This window comes from Halobellus litoreus, from assembly GCF_024464595.1.
Classification (GTDB): domain Archaea; phylum Halobacteriota; class Halobacteria; order Halobacteriales; family Haloferacaceae; genus Haloquadratum; species Haloquadratum litoreum.
Genome location: NZ_JANHAW010000002.1, coordinates 747,426 through 769,054, shown reverse-complemented (window position 1 = coordinate 769,054; position 21,629 = coordinate 747,426). Strand labels below are relative to the sequence as shown.

Sequence of the window (21,629 nt, the reverse complement as noted above, 5' to 3'; positions counted from 1 at the left end):
TTTTCGTAACGGCGGTCAGAAGAAGCCGTACGCGTCGCGTTCGGCCTCGTAGACGTTTTCGTAGGTGGTGAGAACCGAGTCGTGATCGTACCCGACGAACGCCTCGTTGGTCGTCGCGGGGTCGTGGCCGGCGGCGGCGACGACCTCGTCGGCCAGTTCCTGCGGACTCGTGACGCGCGCGCCGCGGTCGAGGTTCTCGACGAGTTCGTGGGCGCTCGACCGCGCCTGGTACTCGACGATACCGATGCAGCCGCACGCGAGCCCCCAGAGCAGCCCGCGGGCGAACGGTTCGACGGTCGCGGTCTGGGCGAACACGTGCGCGCCCTTCAGGATCGGGACGAACGCCTCGGGGTCGAGGTCGCCGAGGAACTCGACGCGGTCGTCGATTCGGAGTTCGGCGGCGGTCTCTTCGGCGGCGTCGCGCTCGGGGCCGTCACCGATCACCGCCGCCCGCCAGTCCCGACCCCGGAGCTCCGCGAGCGCGAGCAGGAACGACTCAACGTTTGCGTGCTCGTCTAACTCCCGCGCGTACACCAGGTCCGCTCGGTTGTCGACGTCGGCCTCGCGCACGAGGTCGAAGTCGATCGATTCGGGGACGAGCGTGACGTCGGCGGCGGCCGCGCCGTACTCGCGGACGTCCGTCTTCACCAGCCGCGAGGGGGCCAGGACGCGGTCCGCCGATTTCGCGGCGCGGCGCAGCATCCGCTCGGAGTCGTCGTCCCGTCGGGTCCACCAATCGACGACGACCGGCGTCCGAAGCACGCGCGCGGCGGTCTTCGCGGCGACGACCTGCGCGGGCGGACTGTTCGCGACGTGGATCACGTCGGGCGACGCGCGCCGGAGCGCGAAGGGGAGCTTCGAGGCGAAGGATCGGACCGACGGTTCCTCCACGACGGCGACGTACTCGACGCCGTTGTGCTCGAACTCGTCGAGCGGTCCGCCCCACCACTGCGCACAGCAGAAGACGACCTCGTGACCGCGCGCGGCGAGACGCTCGGCGACCCGTCGGGTTCGCCTCGTGGCACCGTCCGAACGGAGCTGATCGGGGTACAGCGAGACGAACGCGACGCGCATACCCGTGGATTTCGTCGCGGCGGTAAAAATCCTCGACATTCCGCGTTCGGTCCGGGGGAGTCGCGGTCAGAGCAGAACCAACGCCGCGGTGGCGGATTCGACGTACTCCCAGCTGAACGCGTGGTTCAGGAGGAGGTACGTGACGACGCCGAGCGCGAGCGACAGCAGCCACGCCGAGGCGGCGATCCGGCCGACGCGACGGTGCGGCGTCTCGGTCCGCAACTCCGCCGGCGAGTGGGTGACCCCGAGCACGAGCGCGTACAGCACCACCGGCACCGACACGATAGAGAGGACGATGTGGACCGCGAGCATCGCCAGATAGGGGTAGTACACCAGCGCCGGGCCGACGAACTCCTTCGTGCCGCCGCCGCCGATCTTCGTGAGATAGAGGACCAGAAACACGAGGATGAGGAGAAAGGAGGTCACCATCGCAGCCGCGTGCTTCTCGACCTCGTCGCGGCGGATCCACCGCCAGCCGGCGGCGATCACGAGGACGTTGACGGCGTTGACGACGGCGATGGCGTCGGCGAGGCGGTTCACGGCCCACAGCGACAGATCCGGGAACACGCTTCTCGGAACCACGCCGAGGAACGTCCCGACGACGGCGGCGTACCCGACGACCGAGAGCAGGGCGGTGATCGCCAGCGGGTGGCGTTTGACCGCGTTGTCGGTGCTCGAAGTTGCCATACCGAGCGTTAGCAATCGGTCCTAATCCGTCTTCGGATCCCGTTTCGTCCTCGTCACCCGGATCGGCCGGCGATCGGTTCCGCCGCGACGCCCGCTCGCCCGCTTAGATCACGCCCGTGAACGTCGCCGCTTCGAGCGCCGCGGCCTCGCTCACGCCGTCGCCGAGGATCGTGTACCGGTCGCGGATCGAGTGCGCTGTCGTCAGCGCCTCCAGGAACGTGTCGTCGTCGATGCCGAGTTCGGCGGCGGTCGTCGGCGCGCCCATCTCCTCCAGGGCGTCGCGGATGTCGGCCCACTCGCCGCGCTCGCCTGAGTGGAGGTACTCCGTGACGATGGCCGCGACGCCGACCTGGTGGCCGTGGAGCGCGGCCCCGGGGACCAGGCGATCGAGCTGGTGTGAGATGAGGTGCTCCGCGCCCGAGGCCGGCCGCGACGACCCGGCGATCGACATCGCGACGCCGGAGGAGACGAGCGCCTTCGCGACCAGCCACGCCGACTCCTCGAAGCCGGGCTTGATCGCCTCGGATGACTCGACGAGCATCTCCGCGGTCATCTGCGAGAGCGCGCCAGCGTACTCGCTGTACTCGACGTTCTTCAGCCGGTGGGCGAGCTGCCAGTCCTTGACGGCGGTGTAGTTCGAGATGATGTCCGCACAGCCGGCGGTCGTGAGTTCCCAGGGCGCCTCCGCCAGGATCTCCGTGTCGGCGACGACCGCCAGCGGCGGGTCCGCGGCGACCGAGTGTCTGGTGTCGCCCTCGGGGATCGACGAGCGCCCCGAGACGATGCCGTCGTGACTCGCGGCGGTCGGCACGGAGACGAAGCCACAGCCCAGTCGGTCCGAGGCCATCTTCGCGGTGTCGATCGGCTTGCCGCCCCCGAGCCCGATCAGGTAGCCCGCGTCAGCCGCTTCGGCGTCGTCGACGACGCGTTCGACGGCGTCGAAGCTCGCCGTCTCGATCGCGGTCGTTCCGGCCACGTCGAACTGGGCCCGCACTCGGTCGCCTACGAGGCCGTCCGGCGTCGGGCTCGTCACCACGAGCGGGCGGCCGGAGAGATAGAGGTCCTCGACCGCCGCGGACAGGTCGTCGAGAACGCCGTGGCCGACGAGGACGTTCCGCGGGAGCTTGATCCACGTCGTCTTCTCGAACATACGCATCGTACCCGACGGGGCCGTTAGAATATACTGGTTCGGAGAGCGGGGGGCCGTCAGATCGCTCGGATCACGGCCGCGGCGCCGCGTCTGGCGGCTCCGATGACGCCACCGACTCGGACTTCGACCGTTTCGACGCCGAGACGGTCGGAGAGTATCCCGGGCCGCGCTCCGACGCCGGCGACTGCGACGGTCCGGTCGCGAACGCGGAACTCGACGGTGAGATCGGTCCGGGACAGCAGGTCGTCGAGACGTCTCTCGGACCCGTCGGGCAGTGCCCGGAACGCCCGAACGGCGCCGAGTAGTGAGGGGAACATCACGAACACCCGTTCGCCGATCGACCGCACGTCGGCCTGCGTCCCGGCGACCTCGACGGTCAGATCCGCGTCCACCGAAATCGGCGCGAACCGCTCGTCCTCGCGAGGGTCACTCACGCTCTCTGGTCGTGATTCGGACGGTGCCGTCGACGTGCCACGTGGCGTGCTCTGCGTCCGGTCCCGTTCCGCTCGGCACCTCGACGGACATCTCATCGAACTCGTATGTGATCTCGGCGCCCCGTCCGGTCAGGCGATCGTAGAGGCCGATCGCGAGTTCGGGCCACGTCGTCGTCTCGTCGATACGATCGTCTGGCGGCTGTGAGTCTGACATCATAGATACATTTGTTTCTGAGCTTACATACTTTACGGCCGATCCGGACGGATCGACGGCTGGCCGGCAGGTCCGCGTGCCCTGAGCGAGGGCGCGTTGAATGCTGCAAACTGGACTCCTGCTCACGCCACGGTTACGACAGAGCGGCGATGCTCTGCGTCACGAAGAGCACGCCGAACCCGGCGAGAACGACGGCGCTGACGCCGGCGACGACCGGGGCGAAGGCGTCGACGCGCCGCTCGGCGCCGACGAGCGCGGCGGGGAAGCCGGTGATCCAGAGGACGATCCCGCCGAAAAAGCCCCCGATGAGCGCGGGTGACCCGGTGTCGACGACCACGATCCCCGCCAGCGACTCGCCGACGTACGGGGTCTGCGCCAGGACGTCGAGCGTCCCGGGCTGGAGCAGTCCGACCCCGATCGTGAGCCAAAAGAGGATCTGATAGGGGTTCGTGAGCGCCAGCACGAACGCCTTTCTGAACCCGGTCCCGACGCGCGGATCCGCGGCGTCCGTGGCCCCCTCACCCGCGCGGAACGACGACCGAACGTCGGTCGCCGCCCCGTAGGCGAAGTACAGCATCAACACGCCGCCGATGCCGATCATCACCCCGCGAACGAGCGGGAATCGCTCGACGAATGCGACGACGCCGAGCAGCGCGAGCACGAGGAAGATTCCGTCGGCCGTCATCGCGCCGAGGCCGGCCTTGAACCCCGCGAGCCACCCTCTGAGAACGCTCTCCTCGGCGATGATCGCGTTCATCGGACCGGGCGGTGCCGCGAGCGCGACGCCGAAGACGACGCCGGCGGCCAGCGTCGCGACGAGACTCGTCATCGGACGAACGAAGGGCGAGAATCGAGAAAAAAGGTCCGAAACCGCGGCGACCCGCTTCAGAGGAGTCCGGCCGCGGCGGCGCTGACCGCGCCGATGAACGTCTCCCACACCGAGAACCCGGTCAGGATCGAGAGGACCGTGTCCGCTCCGAAGAACGCGAAGAGGGCCGCCGCCGCGAGGTGGGCCTTCCGCATATTTACCCGGTGGGCGAACGTGTGGAAGAAGTACGCGTTCGCGAGGCTGATCGGGATGATCGCGAGCATCTCGCCGACCCAGATCGCCGAGGTCGCGCCGTACTGGACGGCCAGTCCGATCGTGACCAGTTGCGTCTTGTCGCCGAACTCGCCGGTGACCATCATCACGAAGATGGGGAGGAAGCCGCCGAAAGAGCCCGAGTACCGCTCCAGCGGGCCCGGGAGGGCCGGCGCCGTCCCATCCGCGAAGCCCCCATCGGTCTCGGTCGCGGCGGACACCGCTGTCGCCGACTCCGACGACGGTGCCGACCGGTACAGCAGCACGGCGAAGGCGAGGAAGAGCGCCGCCGTCACCGCGTCGAGCACGACCGGCGGCAGCGCCGCCTGCAGCGCCCGTCCGAAGAGGATCTCGACCGCGGTCCACCCGGCGAACGCCGAGCCCGCGGCGGCGACGACGACCTTCGGGTCGTAGCGCGTCGAGAGGCCGGCGATGATGAACTGCACCTTCTCGCCGGGGAGGACGGCCAACTGTGCGACGAACGCGACGACGAGGATCTCGAGGTAGGAACTCACGCGTCCGTCACCTCGGTCCGATCCTCGGAGTCGGCCGCCTGGGTCGCCGGCCGGACGCGTATCGCGTCGGCGACCGAATCGGGGAGGCTCTGCTCGGCGCCGTCGTCGGTTCGGACGGTGACCATTCCGAAGGGAGCGACGTCGACGACTTCGAGCGTCGTCTCCGGCGTGATGCCCGCCGCGGCCAGGTATTCGAGTTCCTCGCGGTCCCGGTCACTGACTCGGGAGACGACGACGCGGTCCCCGACGTCGTGCGTCGAGAGCGGCGTGGTTTCGTCCTCTTCCAACGGCGTGAGATCCGCGGAGGGGATCGGATCGCCGTGCGGGTCGACCGCGGGATCGTCGAGTGTGGCCGCGACGCGGCGCTCAAACTCCTCGCTGATGTGGTGTTCGAGCGCGTCGGCCTCGTCGTGTACCTCGCTCCAGGCGTAATCGAGTTGCTCGGCGAGGTACGCCTCGAGCAGCCGGTGATGACGGAGCACTTCGAGCGCGACGGTCTCCCCCTCCTGGGTGAGTTCGGCCCCCTTGTACTTCTCTCGCGTCACGAGTCCGCGCTCTTCGAGGGTCCCGAGCATACTCGTCACCGTCGCCGGCGTCTTGTCGAGCGCCTCGGCGACCGCGGAGGTGGAGACCGGCGGCCCCGATCGGGCCTGGATCTCGTAGATCACCTTCAGATAGTCCTCCATCACGTCGCTCAACATACGACGGTTTAGACGAGTCAAAAACAATAATCTGGCGGTGTAAATACGGATTCGGCCCTATTCGAACTCTGCACGCCGTGCAGGACTCTTCGTCGCTCGCCGAACTATACTCCCTTCCCCATCAGATGGCTTCGGAGCACGTCGGCCGTCTTCGTCCCCGATTCCGTGTTGACGACGGCGACGTGGTCGTCGGAGCCGAGGCGACCGTCGTCTGCGAGCTGGTCGACGGCCGCCAGCGCGACACCGCCGGCCGTACCAACCTCGACCCCGACCTGCTGTGCGGCCAGCACGGCGCTCTCTAAACTCTCCTCGTCGTCGACGGCGACGGTGCCGCCGTCCGTCTCCTCGATCGCTTCGAGCGCGGCGGCCCCGCCCTTCGGCTCGGTGATCTCCAACTCGCCGACGATGGTGTCCGGCGACTCCCAGGGTTCGACCGACCCGTCTCCTCGTTCGTGGGCGGCGACGAGCGGCGCACACCCCGACGGCTGTGCGGCGTAGATCGCCGGGACCGACTCGATGGCACCGGTCTCCCGGAGTTCGCGGAACCCCTTCGCGACCCCGGCGACGACCTCGCCGGTGCCCGCCGGGACGATCACGGCGTCCGGCCGAGCCCACTCCAGCGACTCGGCGATCTCGAACGCGACCGTCTTGATCCCGTCGTGACGGTAGGGGTTGTCGAACTCCTGCAGGGTGTACCACGCCGACTGTAACTGCTCGTGGAGAGCCGCCTCGGCGTCCGGATAGCGTCCGCCGACGACGCGCATCTCGCCCCCGTGAACGTTGATCATCGCCTTGTTCGAGAACGGGGACCGTGAGGGGACGAACGCGTACGAGCGGAGGTCGGCCATCCCCGCGTAGGAGGCCGCGGACTGCCCGGCGTTGCCGGGTGTCGCGAGCGCGACGAGTTCTGCACCGGCCTCGCCGGCGGCAGTCACCGCTGCCGCGAGTCCCCGGTCCAGAATCGTTCCCGTGGGGTTTCTGCTCTCGTCTTTGATCGAGAGCGCTCGGAGTCCCGCCTCCTCGGCGAGCGACGGAGCGGACACGAGCGGCGTTCCCCCTTCCTCGGCCGTGATCGGGTCCTCGAACGGAAGCAGATCGCGGTAGCGCCACATCGACGCCGGTCTGTCGGTGATCGCTTCAGCCGTCCAGTCGACGGCGTCGTAGTCGTACGTCGCTTCGAGCCGCGCGTCGGCGTCGCTTCGACCCGTCGCCGTCGCGTCGTAGCGCTCGCCGGTCTCGGTGCAGACGAGTCCGCGGAACGCCTCGGTCGTTTGCATACCCGGAGTTTCGTTCCGACGACCAAATCCCTATCCACTCGGTCCGGCTCGTCGGCCGATCGCGTCGCCACTCGCAGTCCCTTTGTGCCCGCCGGGCGAACGTCGACTATGGACGGAGACTCCGTGGTAGTCGTCGGAGCCGGGCTGGCCGGACTCGTCGCCGCCCGACGACTCGCCGCGTCGGGCGCGGACGTGACCGTCGTAGAGCGACGTTCGACCGTGGGCGGACGGGTGCGAACCGAGACGCGAGACGGGTTCACCCTCGACCGCGGTTTTCAGGTGCTCTTCACCGCGTATCCGGCCGTCGGTCGGGAACTGGATCTGGAGGCGCTGGATCTCCGGCACTTCCGCCCCGGCGCGGTCATCGCCCGCCCCGGGTCGCGGTCGGTGCTCTCGGACCCGCTTCGGGACATCCGCGCGGCGTCGGCGTCGATCCGCAACCCAGAGGTGACGCTGAGCGACAAACTCCGGACGCTGCTGCTCCGCCAACACGTCGGCACGCGGACGGAGTCGGAGATCTTCCGCTCGACGGATCGGTCGATCCGCTCGTCCCTCCGCGAGTGGGGCTTTTCCGAAGACTACGTCGATCACTTCGTCGCGCCCTTTTACGGAGGCATCACGCTCGATCGATCGCTCTCGACCTCCAAACGCGTCTTCGAGTACACGTTCAAGGCGCTCTCGGCGGGCTCGATCGCGGTCCCTGCGGCGGGAATGGCTTCGATCCCCGAGCAACTCGCCGAACGCGCACGGACCGCTGGCGCACAGATCAGCCGCTCCGAACGAGTCCGCTCGATCGAAGACGCCGGCGGCGGCACCGTCACCGTCGAAACGGACGCGGAGGCGATGGACGCCGACGCCGTCGTCGTCGCCACCGACCCGAAGGAGGCGCATCGGCTCACGGAGGTCGAATCGATCCCGCGAGACGCCCGCGGCTGCGTGACGCAGTACTACCGTTTGCCGGCGGGATCGGCCCCCCGGACGGGGCGGAAGATCCTGCTCAACGCCGCCGACCCGTCGCCGAACACGGTCGTCCCGATGTCGGAAGTCGCGCCCGAATACGCGCCCGACGGGGCGGCGCTGTTCAACGCGACGTTCCTGGGCGACGCTGCGCTCGACCGCGACGCGTCGGCGCTCGCCGACGAGACGCGGCTGACGCTGGAGTCGTGGTATCCCGAACGCGACTTCGCGGCGCTCGAACCGATCCGAACGCACCGGATCGAGTTCGCGCAGTTCGATCAGCCGCCGGGGATCCACGAGTCGCTGCCGGACGCCCGCGCGCCGGGCGGGCGGACCTACCTCGCCGGCGACTACACCGCGTGGTCCTCGATCCAGGGAGCGATGCGGAGCGGCCGCGAGGCTGCTCGCGCGGTCGAACGCGACCGCTGAACGCGGGCTGCGTGCCCGCTCAGAGCAGCCGGCGAAACGACCCGAGGGGCGGGAACGTGAGCGCTTCCTCGCGCTCCTCGTCGTAGACGACCGGCCGGACGTCGTCGAGGTCGTCGAGAAGCGGTGACAGGAGGTCGCCCGCCCGCGCATCGTTGATCGCCACGCCGGCCGCGAGCCGCGAGAACGCCGGAACCATCAGGACGTCCGCGTCACGGTACGCAGCGGGTACGTGGAGGAAGCAGGGGCGTCGCTGTCCTTCAATCTCGATCGCGGGGTGGTCGTGGCCGATCACGTATGCGTCGGCGTCGACGGACGGCTCCTCGTGGCCGTGACAGACGACGATCCGGGGATCCTCGCCGGCGACGTAGGCGTCTCGGACGTCGCCTCGGACGGCGTCCAGTGCGGTGTCGTGATTCCCGCGGACGAAGACCGGGCGGCACCCGGCGTCGCGGCAGGCTTCGGCGAGTTGCTCGACCGTCTCGCGACTGCGCTCTGAGACCGTCCCGAACCGGTGGAGGACGTCGCCGGCGAAGACGACCGTTTCGGGGTCAGCAGCGGCGAGGAGTGCCCGAAGTCGTTCGAGGAGGTCGCGTCGCTCGCCGAGCGGAAACTCGACCTCCGACGCCTCGCTTCGCCCCACGTGGAGGTCCGCGACGACGAGCGCGTCCGCTGCCGAGAGGGAGGCCGCCCGCGGGAGGTAGTCGACGGCGTCCACGCCCGGAGTTGGGTCGGCGAGCCCAAATGGGTGACGGCGGCCGGCGATGGCGACATCGGGGCTCGCCAGACCTCGAATTGGCGGACAGGTGACACGGGTGCGCGGGCGGCCGAGCCCGCGGAGTCACGGCGCGGTGTGCCACACAGCCGCGAGACGCGCCGTGACGCGATTCAGATCACGGCCGGTCTGGTGCCGGAATCGGATAAAAAGGCTCGCGAGGTGGCGTCGACGCGAACGTCGGGGACTCTGTGGACCGAGCGACGGTACCGCGGCGCGGTCCGCGGCGACGCGAGACTCGCTCCGCCGGCCGGTCCGGTTCACTCCGCGGCGTGCTCTCGGGCGGTCGCGTACGCCTCCTGGAGGCGTTTGAACTCCGCCTGCGAGCCGCCGTGGTCGGGGTGGACCGACTTCACGCGGTCGCGGTAGGCGTCTCTGACGTCCTCCTGACTCGCGGTCCGGGCGAGACCGAGGTGGTCGAACGCCTCGCCGACGGGATCGTCACTCGGGGTTCGCCGCGACCCGAAGTCGAACTTCGGAACGTCGAAGGGAAGCCGCCGTCCGAGCGCGTGCACCGGCATCTCGTGCTCGCAGAGGACGGTGTACGTCCCGGCGCGTTCGAGCCGGAAATACGCCTGCGCGTCGAACGTGAGCGCGACCTCGCGCTCTGGGAGATAGAACTCGATAGTCTCCCCGTGGATCGTGTGATCCTCGGTGAAGGGCTCAGAGATGGCCCGGAGATACGATCTGATCTCCATTCGGCGGCGCGCCGACCCGTCGACGCGGTGGCCCGTCGGCGACGGCTCGTCGGGGAACAGCCGCCCCCCGACGAGGAACACCCCGGCGACGACGACGGAGGCGAGGCCACCGCCGAGAAGGCCGAAGACCAGCCACGGCGGCAGCGACGAGACCAACTCCGGAAGCACAGTCGACGAAAGGGCATCGGGACTAAAGAACTTCTCGCCGCGTCCGATCTCGATTGTATACTCGGTTTCGAGTACGTTTCATTCACCGTTGCACCCTTCGGAAAGTACTTTAGGGATATCTGTGGAATTGCACACGCTAATGGCTGTAGCTTGGCTGGACGACGTGCGGTCCGCCGACGTCGATCACGTCGGCGGGAAGGCGGCTTCGCTGGGCGAACTCACCGCGGCAGGGCTGCCGGTGCCGTCGGGATTCGTCGTGACCGCCGCGACGTACCGCGAGTTCATCGAGGACGCGGGTATCGACGAGGAACTGTTCGCGGCCGTCGACGTCGACCACGAGGACACCGAGGCGCTCCGCGAGGCTCACGAGCGCGCCCACGAGCTCATTATGGAGACGCCGGTCCCCGACGACGTCAGAGACGGGATCGTCTCGGCGTATCGGGACCTCGGCGACGGCGAGCGCTTCGTCGCCGTCCGCTCCTCGGCGACCGCGGAGGACCTGCCGGACGCCTCCTTCGCCGGTCAACAGGAGACGTTCCTGAACGTCCAGGAGGCGGACCTGGTCGAACGGGTCAAGGAGTGCTGGGCGTCGCTGTTCTCCCAGCGCGCGATCTACTACCGGAACCGCCAGGGGTTCCCCCACCGCGAGGTCGACATCGCGGTCGTCGTCCAGGAGATGGTCGACGCCGAGAAGTCGGGCGTGCTGTTCACCTCTCACCCCTCGACGGGCGAACCGCAGATCATCATCGAGGCCGCCTGGGGACTGGGCGAGGCGGTCGTCTCCGGGTCGGTCTCTCCCGACAACTACGTCATCGATCGGGAGACGGCAGACGTGGAGACGGTCACCGTCGCCGACAAGAAGATGATGATGGTCAAAGACGAGGAGACCGGCGAGACCGTCGAGCGGGAGGTACCGGACGAGAAGCGGAGCAAGCGGGTGCTCTCCGACGGTGAGATCGCGGAACTGGTCGAACTCGGCGAGCGCGTCGAGGATCACTACGGCACCCCGCAGGACGTCGAGTGGGCGATCCACGGCGGCGAGGTGTACATGCTCCAGTCGCGGCCGATCACGACTATCGACGACGAGGAGAGCGCGGCCGAGGCGTCCGTCGCCGGGAACGGCGGCGCGAACGGCGACTCGAACGGGAGCGAGGGCGACGACGACATCCTCTTCCGCGGCCTCGGATCCAGCCCCGGGATCGCCTCCGGGGAGGCCCGGATCGTCACGAAACTCGACCACCTCGATCAGGTCGGCGACGGCGACATCATCGTGACCGAGATGACGATGCCCGATATGGTCCCGGCGATGAAGCGCGCCTCGGGAATCGTCACCGACGAGGGCGGAATGACCTCCCACGCCGCGATCGTCTCCCGCGAACTCGGCGTCCCGGCGGTCGTCGGCACGGGGTCGGCGACGCGCCAGCTCGAAGACGGCCAGCCGATCACCATCGACGGCGACAAGGGCACCGTCCGCGCGGGTGCCAAAGAGAAGGAGGAGCAGCACGAACCGATCGAGGAGGCCCGTCCGAAGACGCCCGTCAAGCCGATGACGGCGACGGAGGTCAAGGTCAACGTCTCGATCCCCGAAGCCGCAGAGCGGGCGGCGGCGACCGGCGCGGACGGCGTCGGCCTCCTCCGGACCGAGCACATGGTCCTCTCGCTCGGGAAGACGCCCACGAAGTACATCGCGGACAACGGCGAGCGCGCGTACGTCGACGAACTCGTCGACGGGATCCGCACGGCCGCCGAGGAGTTCTACCCCCGACCGGTCCGCGTCCGGACGCTCGACGCCCCGACCGACGAGTTCCGGCAGCTGGAGGGCGGCGGCGACGAACCCCGCGAACACAACCCGATGCTGGGCTACCGCGGGATCCGCCGGTCGCTGGACAACCCGGGCCTGTTCGAGCACGAACTCGAGGCGTTCCGGCGCATCTTCGAGATGGGCTACGACAACGTCGAGATAATGTTCCCGCTCGTCAACGACGCCGAGGACGTCTTCCGCGCCCGCGAACTGATGGAGCGGGCCGGCGTCGACCCCGAGAAGCGCGAGTGGGGCGTGATGGTCGAGACGCCGGCGGCCGCGCTCGGCGTCGAGTCGATGGCCGAGGCCGGTATCGACTTCGTCTCCTTCGGGACGAACGACCTCACGCAGTACACCCTCGCGGTGGACCGGAACAACGAGCGCGTCGCCGACCGCTTCGACGAACTCCATCCGTCGGTGCTGAAACTGATGGGCGACACCATCGAGACGTGCCGCGAACTGGGCGTCAAGACGAGCATCTGCGGCCAGGCGGCCTCGAAGCCGCGGATGGTCCAGTTCCTCGTCGAGAAGGGCATCTCGTCGGTCTCGGCGAACATCGACGCCGTCCGCGACGTTCAGCACGAGGCCAAGCGGATCGAACAGCGGCTCATCCTCGATTCGGTGCGCTGATCGAGAGCGTCCGACGGTCCGCCCGCTCCAGCCACGGCCGGACCGTCGATTCCGCCGGCCTCACCGGCCGCGTACCGACACCGACAGAACAGAATGCCTAAACGCGACCGGGAAGTACCGAACGCTATGCAGCGGGCGGCCCCGCAGACGTTCGACCGGGTTCTCTCCTCGATGTGCACGGAGCCGCATCCCGCGGCGCGCGAGGCCGCAGAGCGGTTTCTGGCGACGAATCCGGGCGACCCCGCGACGTACGCCGAGATCGGCGATCTCGAAACGCGAGCGGTGGCGACGCTGGGGGAACTGGCCGGCCTCGGATCGGCGCCTCCGAATGAGACTGAGACATCCGTCGCCGCCCGCGACGCGCCGCCGTACGGCTACGTCACGAGCGGCGGAACCGAGGCGAACATCCAGGCGGTGCGCTCGGCGCGGAACCGCGCCGACGCCGACGACCCGAACGTCGTCGCCCCCGAGAGCGTCCACTTCTCGTTCACGAAGGCCGCCGAGGTCCTCGGCGTCGAGTTGCGGACGATCCCGACCGACGACGACCACCGCGCGGACGTCGACGCCGTCGGGGCCGCGATAGATTCGGAGACCGTCCTGGTCGTCGGCGTCGCCGGCAGCACGGAGTACGGCCGTGTGGACCCGATCCCCGAACTCGCCGACCTCGCCCACGACGCCGGCGCGTACTGCCACGTCGACGCCGCGTGGGGCGGCTTTTTACTTCCGTTCACCGACCACGAGTGGCACTTCGGACACGCGCCGATCGACTCGATGACGATCGACCCCCACAAGTGCGGGCGGGCGGTCATCCCCGCCGGCGGCCTGCTGTTCCGCGAGCGGGCCGGGATGGACGCGCTGGCGGTCGACACGCCGTATCTCGAATCCACGTCCCAGGCGTCGCTGACGGGGACTCGAAGCGGCGCTGGCGTCGCCGGCGCGGCGGCCGCGATGGACGCGCTCTGGCCCGACGGCTACCGCCGCGAGTACGAACGCGCCGACGACCTCGCGGGCTGGTTCGCCGACGAACTCCGGAAACGCGGCTACGACGTCGCAGACGTCGAACTCCCGATCGTCGTGGTCGATCTGGAATCCCCGACGTTCGACGCGCTGCGCGACCGGAACTGGCGACTCTCACGCACCGGCTCCGGCCTCGTTCGCGTGGTCGTGATGCCGCACGTGACCCGCGGGATGCTCCGGCGGTTCCTGGCCGCTCTCGACGAGATCAGATAGCGGCTTTCCGCGCGTCGGAATCGGAACCGGGGTCGGAACCGGACTCGGCTGCCGACCCCCCCGTCGGGACGGTCGCTCCGAACCAGCGGGGTTTTGGTGTCGACGCAGAAAGTGGCCCCTATGAGCCACGAGGACTTCCCCACCGAGAACCCGGCGGTGGTGACCTGCGGGCTGCCGTACGCCAACGGCGACCTGCACATCGGCCACCTCCGGACGTACGTCGGCGGCGACATCTACAGTCGCGCGCTGAAGCGACTCGGCCAGCAGACCGCGTTCGTCTCCGGGTCGGACATGCACGGGACGCCGGTCGCGGTCAACGCGGCCGAGGAGGGCGTCACCCCCGAGGAGTTCGCGCTCCGTCACCACGAGCAGTACGAGGCGACGTTCCCGAAGTTCGACGTCGAGTTCGACAACTACGGGCAGACGCACGACGAGACCAACGTCGAGACGACGCAGGAGATCGTCCGCACGCTGGAGGAGGAGGGGTACGTCTACGAGAAGGAGATCCCCGTCGCCTACGACCCCGACGCCGACCAGTGGCTCCCCGACCGGTTCGTCGAGGGGACCTGCCCCTACTGCGGCGAGCACGCCCGCGGCGACGAGTGCGACGAGGGCTGCGGCCGCCACCTGGAACCGGGCGAGATCGAAGAGCCCGTCTCGGCGATCACGGGCAACCCCGCCGAGTATCGGAACCGAGAGCACAAGTTCTTCGCCGTCTCCGACCTCCAGGAGTACCTCGGCGAGTTCATCGACCGCCTCGAAGGCACCGCGAACGCGCGGAACCAGCCCCGCGAGTGGATCGAGGGCGAACTCCAGGACTGGTGTATCACCCGCGATATGGACTGGGGCGTCGACTACCCGGGCGAGGAGGACCTCGTCCTCTACGTCTGGGTGGACGCGCCGATCGAGTACATCTCATCGACGAAGCAGTACACCGACCGCGTCGGTCCCGACGTCTTCGACTGGGAGGAAGCGTGGCGTGACGACGGCGAGATCGTCCACATCATCGGCCGCGACATCATCCAGCACCACACCGTCTTCTGGCCGGCGATGCTCCGCGGCGCGGGCTACGTCGAACCCCGCGCGGTGATGGCCTCGGGATTCATCACGCTCGAAGGCAAGGGCTTCTCGACGTCCCGAGACCGGGCCGTCTGGGCCGACGAGTACTTGGAAGAGGGCTTCCGTCCGGACCTGCTCCGCTACTACCTCGCGACCAACGGCGGCTTCCAGCAGGACGTCGACTTCTCTTGGGGACGCTTCCGCGAGCGCGTGAACAACGAGCTCGTCGGGACCGTCGGCAACTTCGTCTACCGCTCGCTGCTCTTCGCCGCCCGCGAGTTCGGGGGGTCGCCCGACGTCGACCTCTCCGACGACGTCCGCGAACGGATCGAGACGGCGATCGAGGAGTTCGAGGCCGGCGTCAACGACTACTCCGTCCGCGAGGTCGGCGAGAGCGCGGTCCGCCTCGCGCAGTTCGGCAACGAGTACATCCAGCGCAACGAGCCCTGGAAGCTCGACGACGACGACCCCGAGAAGGCGCAGGTCATCCGCGACTGCGTCCAGATCGCGAAGGCCGTCGCCGTCCTCTTCGAGCCGGTCACGCCCGAGGCCGCCGAGAACCTCTGGGACGACCTCGGCGAGGCGGGCGACGTCCACACCGTGGGCGTCGACGCCGCGCTCGACGCCCCCGCTGGGGAGTTCGGAGAGCCGACCGAACTGTTCGAGAAGATCCCCGAAGAGCGCGTCGAGGAGCTGAACGAGAAGCTCGAATCGCGGGTCGCGGCCGCGAGCGAGAGCCAGGAGAGCGACGCGGACGACGAAGCCGACGGCGGCGACGCCGACGAGGCGGGCGAGGAACCGGCCGCCGACCTCGAACCGATCGCCGACGAGCGCATCGGCTTCGAGGACTTCCAGGCACTCGACATCCGGGTGGGCGAGATCCTGGCCGCCGAGGGCGTCGAGGGCGCGGACAAACTGGCCAGGCTCACGGTCGACATCGGCGTCGAGGAGCGACAGATCGTCGCCGGCATCAAACAGCTTCACGACCTCGACGCCCTCGTGGGGGAGAAGATCGTCGTCGTCGCCAACCTGGAGAAGGCGGAACTGTTCGGCGTCGAATCGAACGGAATGCTGCTCGCGGCGGGCGAGCAGGCCGACCTGCTCACGACGCACGGCGACGCCGAACCGGGCACGAAGATCCGGTAGCTCGCGGGGCCCGTCTCTGAGCCTCTCCGCTGCCGACCCGGAGCGCCGCGCGTCGCTCCCGCGCCGCACCCATCGTCGGTCTTTTTAACTCGGTCCCGAGTAGGCCTTGCTATGAGAAGAGCGAAGATCGTCTGTACGCTCGGCCCGGCGTCCGACGACGAGTCTACGATTCGGGCCCTCGTCGACGCCGGGATGAGCGTCGCCCGACTCAACGCGAGCCACGGGACGCCGGACCACCGCCGGGAGGTGATCGATCGCATCCGCGCGGTCGACGAGGTGACCGAGGAACCGCTGGCCGCGATGGTCGACCTCCAGGGACCGGAAGTCAGGACCGCGCCGCTGGAGGAGCCGATCCGCTTGGAGACCGGCAGCGAGGTCCGATTCGTCGAGGGCAGCGAGGCGACCCCCGAGCGGATCGGGCTCTCGCACTCGATCACCGCCGCCGAGGCCGACGACACCGTCCTCCTCGACGACGGGCGGATCGAAGCCACGGTGCTCCGGATCGACGACGAAGCGGTCGTCGCCCGGATCGACTCCGGCGGGAAACTCGGCGGGCGAAAGGGGGTCAACCTCCCGGGCGTCGACCTCGACATCGATCTCATCACCGAAAGCGACCGGAAGGAACTGGACGTCGCCGCCGAGACCGAGGCCGACTTCGTCGCCGCCTCCTTCGTCCGCGACGCCGAGGACGTCTACACCATCAGCGACGCCCTCGACGAACTCGGTGTCGACATTCCGGTCGTCGCGAAGATCGAGCGCGCGGGCGCGGTGGAGAACCTCGACGAGATCATCGACGCCGCCTACGGCGTGATGGTCGCCCGCGGCGACCTGGGCGTGGAGATGCCGTTAGAAGACGTGCCGATCATTCAGAAGCGGATCATCCGCAAGTGCCACGCCACGGGCACGCCGGTCATAACCGCGACGGAGATGCTCGATTCGATGATCCACGCGCGGCGGCCGACCCGCGCGGAAGCCTCCGACGTCGCCAACGCGGTCTTAGACGGGACCGACGCGGTGATGCTCTCGGGGGAGACCGCGATCGGCGACGATCCGGTCCGCGTCGTCGACACGATGGCCCGCATCGTCCGGCAGGTCGAATCGAGCGATGAGTACGCCGAGGGGCGCGAACAGCGCATTCCGACGGCCGACGGCGACTCCCGAACGGAGGCGCTCGCGCGCTCGGCGCGGTACCTCGCACGCGACGTCGGCGCGAGCGCCATCGTCGCCGCCTCCGAGTCCGGCTACACCGCGCGGAAGACCGCGAAGTTCCGCCCCGGCGTTCCGGTCGTCGCGACGACCCCGAACGACCGCGTCCGCAGACAGCTCGCGCTCTCGTGGGGCGTCGTGCCGAAGTACTCGTCGTACCGCGACGGCATCGACGAGATGATGGAGGACGCCGTCGACGCCGCGCTCGACGCGGAGGTCGCAAGCTCCGGCGACACGGTCGTCGTCCTCTCGGGGATGATGACCGAACTGGAGGGCACGAACACGACGAATATGCTCAAACTCCACGTCGCCGCCGAGACCGTCGCCAACGGACGGAAGGTCGTCGGCGGGCGCGTCGCCGGCCCGCTGGCCGTCGTCGACGACGGAGACCTCTCGGCGGTTCCGGAGGGGGCGATCCTCGCCCTGCCGGCGCGCTTCGAGGGCGAGTTCCGGGGCGATACCTCGAAGATCGCCGGCATCGTCGACGCCCGCCCGGGAATGACCGGCTACCCGGCGCTCGTGGCGCGCGAACTCGGGATCCCGATGATCTCCGGTGCGCCCCTCCCGCGGTCGCTCTCCGACGGGACGACCCTGACGCTGCACGCCGAGCGGGGCGTCGTCTTCGAGGGCGACCTCATCAGACACGGCGACCGACTCGGCGCGAACCAGTAGCGCCGGTTCGAGGCGGCAGGCCTTTTTCTCCGCGAGACGTATCGTGACCAATGAGTGATTCGGACGAGAGCCGCGTCGGCGTGACGTCGGAGGGAGACGTCGGCACCGTCGGAGCCGACGGTGACACCGATCGCCCCCCTGGCGACGGTGTCGAGCCCGACGCTGTGGGTCCCGACGCCGCTACGGACGCGACTCCCACGGAGGACGCCGACGCCGCGTCGCCGGTCGAGGAGCTGAATCCGCTGGTCCGCGAACCGATCGAACCCGAGGCCCCGTCGGCGGAGAACGCGCTGTTCGTGTTTCTCGGCGTGGTCGGGACTGTCGGGCTGCTGGCGAGCGCCGTTCCCGGCGTGCTCTGATCCCGGCCCGCGCCCGCGTTCGCGGGATACCAGAGCCTCTCCGGTGACCGTTCGGTTATCAGTTTTGATGGTTTGACCGCAGTGCTTTATGTCGGTCGGCGGAAATCCGAGGACGACGACCGTCTCGCCGATGTCCCACGCCTCCACCGCCGTCACTCTCGCAGCAGCCTTCCCCCTCCGACTCGGGAGTGTAACGTCACCCTCCGGATCCTGTGTGGCGCTCGGTGAGGGCGAGCGACCAGCGGCGACGCCCCGGTCCGTCGGCGCGCGTGGGGCCGCGGCGCTCATCGGACGGCGGGAGGCGAGACCGTGATCCCGGAACTGGAACCCGACGAGTTCGTCTCGTTCCTCTCGGATCTCTGGGACGCTCGCGGGTGGGAGACGTCAGTGCGCGAGCGCGCCGACGAGACGCACTTCGTGATCGGCAAGCGCGGCGACGGCAAGCGCGGGGTCATCTACGTCTTCCCGACGACCACTGCGACGGTGACCGAGCGGCACTTGAAACAGTTCGTCGGTTTCTGCCGGAAACGCGGGATCGACGTCGCCGTCGTCGCGACGCAGGGCGCGTTCGCGGAAGGCGCCCGGCGGATCGCCGGCCAGCGAAGCGTCCACCTGCTCGACCGGTCTGCGCTCGCGAACACGGTCGAGGAGGGCGGCTTCGAGGACGTGTTGGGGGCGTACACCGAGACCAGCGGCCTCGAGGCCGCCGTCGAGAGGCTCGAAGCCCTCGGCGTCCCCGTGCCCGACGCGCTCGTGGAACGCCTCGCGGGCGTCGGAGCCGTCGCTGACTCGGTTCGGGGCCGGTTCGGAGGCGGGCAGGGAGACGACGGAACGGCTGACGCCGGTGGCGGCGGTTCGAACGACTCGTCCGGCGACGGAACCGGAGCGGCCGACGCGGGTCGCCTCGGCGCGCTGTCGTCCCATCTCGGCGGGCTCTCGGCCCGCTCGGTCCCAGCCGTCGTCCTGCCGCTCGTCCTCGTCGTCGCGTTCGTCCTCGGCGCGACGGTGGGACCGGCGGTCGGCCTCGGAGGGCTCTTGGCGTCGGGCGGCGACGGCGGAACGGACGTGTCCGCGGTGTCGACGGCCGGCGCGAACGCGTCAGTCGACGTCCGGTGGAACGCGAAGACGACCGAGTCGCTGACGGTCAACGGTACCACCTACGACGCGCCGGCGAATCAGACGTTCCTCCTCGTGCGGATGAACGTCACCAACAGGGACGCCGAACCGACGCAGTTCGGTCAGTCGGCGCTCGTGGTCGACGTCGCTGGCGACCGATACGGCCACCAGCCGCTCGACGGCGTGACCGGGTTCCCGTCGGCTGGACTGTACGAGCCGGGGGAGAGCCGGGAGGTCTGGACGGTGTTCGCCATCCCCAGTGACGGGACGAGCGCGACCCTGCTGGCGGACGGTCAGACGGGCGTGCGCTTCGTTCACGACCCCACGCTGACCCCGGAGGCGACCGTCGCGTCCGCGGGCGGGTGATCTCTCGTTCGTCCCCTGTTCGTCCGCTGCCCCGAGCCGCGGCCGGTGGCGTCGCTCCGATTCGCCCGGGTGGCAAGCGGCGCCGCTCCGAGTCGCTCCCGCGGCCGTCACGTGGGCACTTTTTTACGAGCGACGGCCTTCGGGAGTGATACCCGTGGTCTCTTCGGTCCCGTGGCTGGCGGTGGCGTCGCTGGCTTCGGGGATCATCTCGCTGGGGTTTATGCGGTATCTCTGGTCGTATCGGGGTCGGCTCGGCGGCCGGTTCTTCGTCGCCACGATCGGGTGTGAAGCCCTCTGGTCGCTGTCGTACGGCCTCGCGCTGTTCGTGTTCGACCCGGCGTTGCGGGAAGCGTTCGAGATTCCGATCTGGATCGGGATCAACTTCATCGGCGTGTTCTTCCTCGCCTTCGCGCTGGAGTACACGGGACGGGGGAACGTCCTCCGCTCGAAGGTGATGGGCGGGGTCGTCTCCCTGCAGGTACTGCACACCCTCGTCGTCGTCACCAATCCGCTCCACCAGATCGCCTGGAGCGGGTACCGCATCGAACCGACCTACGGTCTGGCGACCGTCGTCTACGCTCACCAACCGTGGCTGTTCGTCAACGCGGCCGGATTCATCCTGATGATCGCCGTCGCCTCGTTTCTCCTCGCGGACACGGTGTTCAGCTACGGCCCCCTGTACCGGACCCAGGCGGCGGCCATCGCCGTCTCGCCGATCTTTCCCGGGCTTCCGTTCCTCCTCTGGCTGGCGGAGGTCGGCGCGACGCCGCCGCTGAACCTCACGCCGCTGCTGTTCCCGATCCACCTGGCCTTCGATATGTACGCGTTCTTCTCCAGGGATATGTTCGAGATGGTCCCCGCGGCCCGCCGGATCGCCGACCGCGCCGCCATCGACAACCTGGGATCGGCGGTCGTCATCGTCGACAGCGGCCGGCGGATCATCGAATGCAACGAGGAGGCGGCACTGCTGCTCGACGCACCGCGGGACGAGGCGCTCGGCAGCCGTCTCGAAACGCACCTCGACGACGTCGATCCCGGCGGCGACAACGCCCCTATCACCCGGCGGAGAGACGGCCGGAAGCGGACGTACGCGGTCACGACCTCGCCGCTCACGGACGCCTCGGGAACGGCAGTCGGCGACACGATCGTCTTTCAAGACATCACCGAGCAGCGGCGTCGAGAGCAGCGCCTCGCGGTCCTCAACAGGGTCCTGCGGCACAACCTCCGGAACGACCTGAACGTCGTCACCGGGTATCTGGAGATGGCCCGAGAGCGCGTCGAAGACGAGGAGGTCCGGCGGATGCTCGGGACCGCGGCGGAGAACACCGCCGGCGTCGTCGAACTGGGCGAGAAGGCCCGGCACGTCGAGCGGGCGCTGGACGCGGACGGCGAGGAGCCCACCGCTGTCGCCCTTCGACCGCTTCTCGAAGGGATCGCCGACGACCTCGTCGAACCGGGATCGAACGGTGAGATCCGCGTCGACGTCCCCGGAGACGCGACGGTCCGGGCGACTCCAGCGCTGCTGGAAATCGTCTTCGAGAACCTGCTGGAGAACGCCCTCGTACACGACCCCTCGGACAGTTCGAGCGCAACCGTCCGACCGGCCGAGGGCGACGCCGACGAGGGGTTTCTCGCGATTGAAGTCGCGGACGAGGGGTCGGGAATCCCCGAGCACGAACTCGCCGTCCTCGACGAGACCGGGGAGACGGCCCTCGAACACGGGAGCGGACTGGGGCTGTGGATCGTCACGTGGGGGGTCGACTCCCTCGCTGGTACCGTCGATTTCGCGGTCTCGGAGCGCGGGACGAGCGTAACTCTCGAACTGCCGACCCCGGACGAAGCGGCCGCCTCGGAGGGGCAAGAGCGTCCCGACGCGTGACAACCCTT

19 protein-coding genes are annotated in these 21,629 nt (G+C 69.0%); 8 read left to right on the top strand and 11 right to left on the bottom strand.

From position 1 onward, the window contains the following. Positions 1-15 precede the first annotated feature (15 nt). The 9 genes from NO360_RS11430 to NO360_RS11390 form a co-directional block, all read right to left on the bottom strand. The gene (locus NO360_RS11430) at positions 16-1,074 is read right to left on the bottom strand and encodes a glycosyltransferase (protein WP_256307938.1); all 1,059 of its coding nucleotides are present in this window, start codon (positions 1,072-1,074) and stop codon (positions 16-18) included. 66 nt (positions 1,075-1,140) lie between these two features. Further along, complete coding sequence (locus NO360_RS11425) at positions 1,141-1,761, bottom strand: DUF420 domain-containing protein (RefSeq protein WP_256307937.1); 621 nt, start codon at positions 1,759-1,761, stop codon at positions 1,141-1,143. A gap of 103 nt (positions 1,762-1,864) precedes the next feature. Beyond that, positions 1,865-2,911: an NAD(P)-dependent glycerol-1-phosphate dehydrogenase gene (locus NO360_RS11420; RefSeq protein WP_256307936.1), complete on the bottom strand. Its 1,047-nt coding sequence runs from the start codon at positions 2,909-2,911 to the stop codon at positions 1,865-1,867. Positions 2,912-2,967: 56 nt separating this feature from the next. Then, positions 2,968-3,345 carry a hypothetical protein gene (locus NO360_RS11415; protein ID WP_256307935.1) on the bottom strand — a complete coding sequence of 126 codons (378 nt, stop codon included), beginning with the start codon at positions 3,343-3,345 and terminating at the stop codon, positions 2,968-2,970. Beyond that, positions 3,338-3,559 carry a hypothetical protein gene (locus NO360_RS11410; RefSeq protein ID WP_256307934.1) on the bottom strand — a complete coding sequence of 74 codons (222 nt, stop codon included), beginning with the start codon at positions 3,557-3,559 and terminating at the stop codon, positions 3,338-3,340. The genes NO360_RS11415 and NO360_RS11410 overlap by 8 nt, the downstream gene beginning before the upstream one ends. Before the next feature lie 133 nt (positions 3,560-3,692). Then, positions 3,693-4,388, bottom strand: coding sequence for a LysE family translocator (locus NO360_RS11405; RefSeq protein WP_256307933.1), 696 nt, complete (start codon positions 4,386-4,388; stop codon positions 3,693-3,695). A 56-nt stretch (positions 4,389-4,444) separates the two neighbouring features. Continuing rightward, entirely contained in the window at positions 4,445-5,155 is a 711-nt protein-coding gene (locus NO360_RS11400; RefSeq protein ID WP_256307932.1) for a TMEM165/GDT1 family protein, read from the bottom strand. Then, the gene (locus NO360_RS11395; protein ID WP_256307931.1) at positions 5,152-5,856 is read right to left on the bottom strand and encodes a metal-dependent transcriptional regulator; all 705 of its coding nucleotides are present in this window, start codon (positions 5,854-5,856) and stop codon (positions 5,152-5,154) included. The genes NO360_RS11400 and NO360_RS11395 overlap by 4 nt, the downstream gene beginning before the upstream one ends. Before the next feature lie 104 nt (positions 5,857-5,960). Continuing rightward, positions 5,961-7,133 (bottom strand): threonine synthase, encoded by a 1,173-nt coding sequence (locus NO360_RS11390; protein ID WP_256307930.1) that lies wholly within the window; start codon positions 7,131-7,133, stop codon positions 5,961-5,963. 108 nt (positions 7,134-7,241) lie between these two features. On the opposite strand from NO360_RS11390, the gene NO360_RS11385 reads away from it, so the two are divergent. After that, positions 7,242-8,519, top strand: a complete 1,278-nt coding sequence (locus NO360_RS11385) for an NAD(P)/FAD-dependent oxidoreductase (protein ID WP_256307929.1) — start codon at positions 7,242-7,244, stop codon at positions 8,517-8,519. Positions 8,520-8,538: 19 nt separating this feature from the next. Here NO360_RS11385 and NO360_RS11380 read toward each other — a convergent pair whose 3' ends face one another. Next, a complete protein-coding gene (locus tag NO360_RS11380) occupies positions 8,539-9,234 on the bottom strand; it encodes a metallophosphoesterase (RefSeq protein WP_256307928.1) in 696 nt (231 codons plus the stop codon). A 317-nt stretch (positions 9,235-9,551) separates the two neighbouring features. Continuing rightward, positions 9,552-10,157 (bottom strand): J domain-containing protein, encoded by a 606-nt coding sequence (locus tag NO360_RS11375; RefSeq protein WP_256307927.1) that lies wholly within the window; start codon positions 10,155-10,157, stop codon positions 9,552-9,554. A gap of 139 nt (positions 10,158-10,296) precedes the next feature. Between NO360_RS11375 and ppsA the strand changes: the two genes are divergently transcribed. From ppsA to NO360_RS11340, 7 genes are all read left to right on the top strand, one after another. Continuing rightward, a complete protein-coding gene (gene ppsA / locus NO360_RS11370; RefSeq protein ID WP_256307926.1) occupies positions 10,297-12,588 on the top strand; it encodes a phosphoenolpyruvate synthase in 2,292 nt (763 codons plus the stop codon). A 126-nt stretch (positions 12,589-12,714) separates the two neighbouring features. After that, positions 12,715-13,818, top strand: coding sequence for a tyrosine decarboxylase MfnA (gene mfnA, locus NO360_RS11365; RefSeq protein ID WP_256307925.1), 1,104 nt, complete (start codon positions 12,715-12,717; stop codon positions 13,816-13,818). Positions 13,819-13,938: 120 nt separating this feature from the next. After that, positions 13,939-16,023, top strand: a complete 2,085-nt coding sequence (metG, locus tag NO360_RS11360) for a methionine--tRNA ligase (protein WP_256307924.1) — start codon at positions 13,939-13,941, stop codon at positions 16,021-16,023. Positions 16,024-16,134: 111 nt separating this feature from the next. Beyond that, positions 16,135-17,901 (top strand): pyruvate kinase, encoded by a 1,767-nt coding sequence (pyk, locus tag NO360_RS11355; RefSeq protein WP_256307923.1) that lies wholly within the window; start codon positions 16,135-16,137, stop codon positions 17,899-17,901. A gap of 50 nt (positions 17,902-17,951) precedes the next feature. Then, a complete protein-coding gene (locus NO360_RS11350) occupies positions 17,952-18,260 on the top strand; it encodes a DUF7312 domain-containing protein (protein ID WP_256307922.1) in 309 nt (102 codons plus the stop codon). Between the two features lie 309 nt (positions 18,261-18,569). Continuing rightward, entirely contained in the window at positions 18,570-19,742 is a 1,173-nt protein-coding gene (locus NO360_RS11345; protein WP_256307921.1) for a restriction endonuclease, read from the top strand. 154 nt (positions 19,743-19,896) lie between these two features. Beyond that, entirely contained in the window at positions 19,897-21,621 is a 1,725-nt protein-coding gene (locus NO360_RS11340; protein WP_256307920.1) for a histidine kinase N-terminal 7TM domain-containing protein, read from the top strand. The last annotated feature ends 8 nt before the right edge of the window (positions 21,622-21,629 follow it).

Excerpts from the sequence above, each read along its gene's own strand:
- NO360_RS11430 (WP_256307938.1), bottom strand. The coding sequence starts at position 1,074 with ATGCGCGTCGCGTTCGTCTCGCTGTACCCCGATCAGCTCCGTTCGGAC.
- NO360_RS11425 (WP_256307937.1), bottom strand. The coding sequence starts at position 1,761 with ATGGCAACTTCGAGCACCGACAACGCGGTCAAACGCCACCCGCTGGCG.
- NO360_RS11420 (WP_256307936.1), bottom strand. The coding sequence starts at position 2,911 with ATGTTCGAGAAGACGACGTGGATCAAGCTCCCGCGGAACGTCCTCGTC.
- NO360_RS11410 (WP_256307934.1), bottom strand. The coding sequence starts at position 3,559 with ATGTCAGACTCACAGCCGCCAGACGATCGTATCGACGAGACGACGACG.
- NO360_RS11405 (WP_256307933.1), bottom strand. The coding sequence starts at position 4,388 with ATGACGAGTCTCGTCGCGACGCTGGCCGCCGGCGTCGTCTTCGGCGTC.
- NO360_RS11395 (WP_256307931.1), bottom strand. The coding sequence starts at position 5,856 with ATGTTGAGCGACGTGATGGAGGACTATCTGAAGGTGATCTACGAGATC.
- NO360_RS11390 (WP_256307930.1), bottom strand. The coding sequence starts at position 7,133 with ATGCAAACGACCGAGGCGTTCCGCGGACTCGTCTGCACCGAGACCGGC.
- NO360_RS11385 (WP_256307929.1), top strand. The coding sequence starts at position 7,242 with ATGGACGGAGACTCCGTGGTAGTCGTCGGAGCCGGGCTGGCCGGACTC.
- ppsA (WP_256307926.1), top strand. The coding sequence starts at position 10,297 with ATGGCTGTAGCTTGGCTGGACGACGTGCGGTCCGCCGACGTCGATCAC.
- mfnA (WP_256307925.1), top strand. The coding sequence starts at position 12,715 with ATGCAGCGGGCGGCCCCGCAGACGTTCGACCGGGTTCTCTCCTCGATG.
- metG (WP_256307924.1), top strand. The coding sequence starts at position 13,939 with ATGAGCCACGAGGACTTCCCCACCGAGAACCCGGCGGTGGTGACCTGC.
- pyk (WP_256307923.1), top strand. The coding sequence starts at position 16,135 with ATGAGAAGAGCGAAGATCGTCTGTACGCTCGGCCCGGCGTCCGACGAC.
- NO360_RS11350 (WP_256307922.1), top strand. The coding sequence starts at position 17,952 with ATGAGTGATTCGGACGAGAGCCGCGTCGGCGTGACGTCGGAGGGAGAC.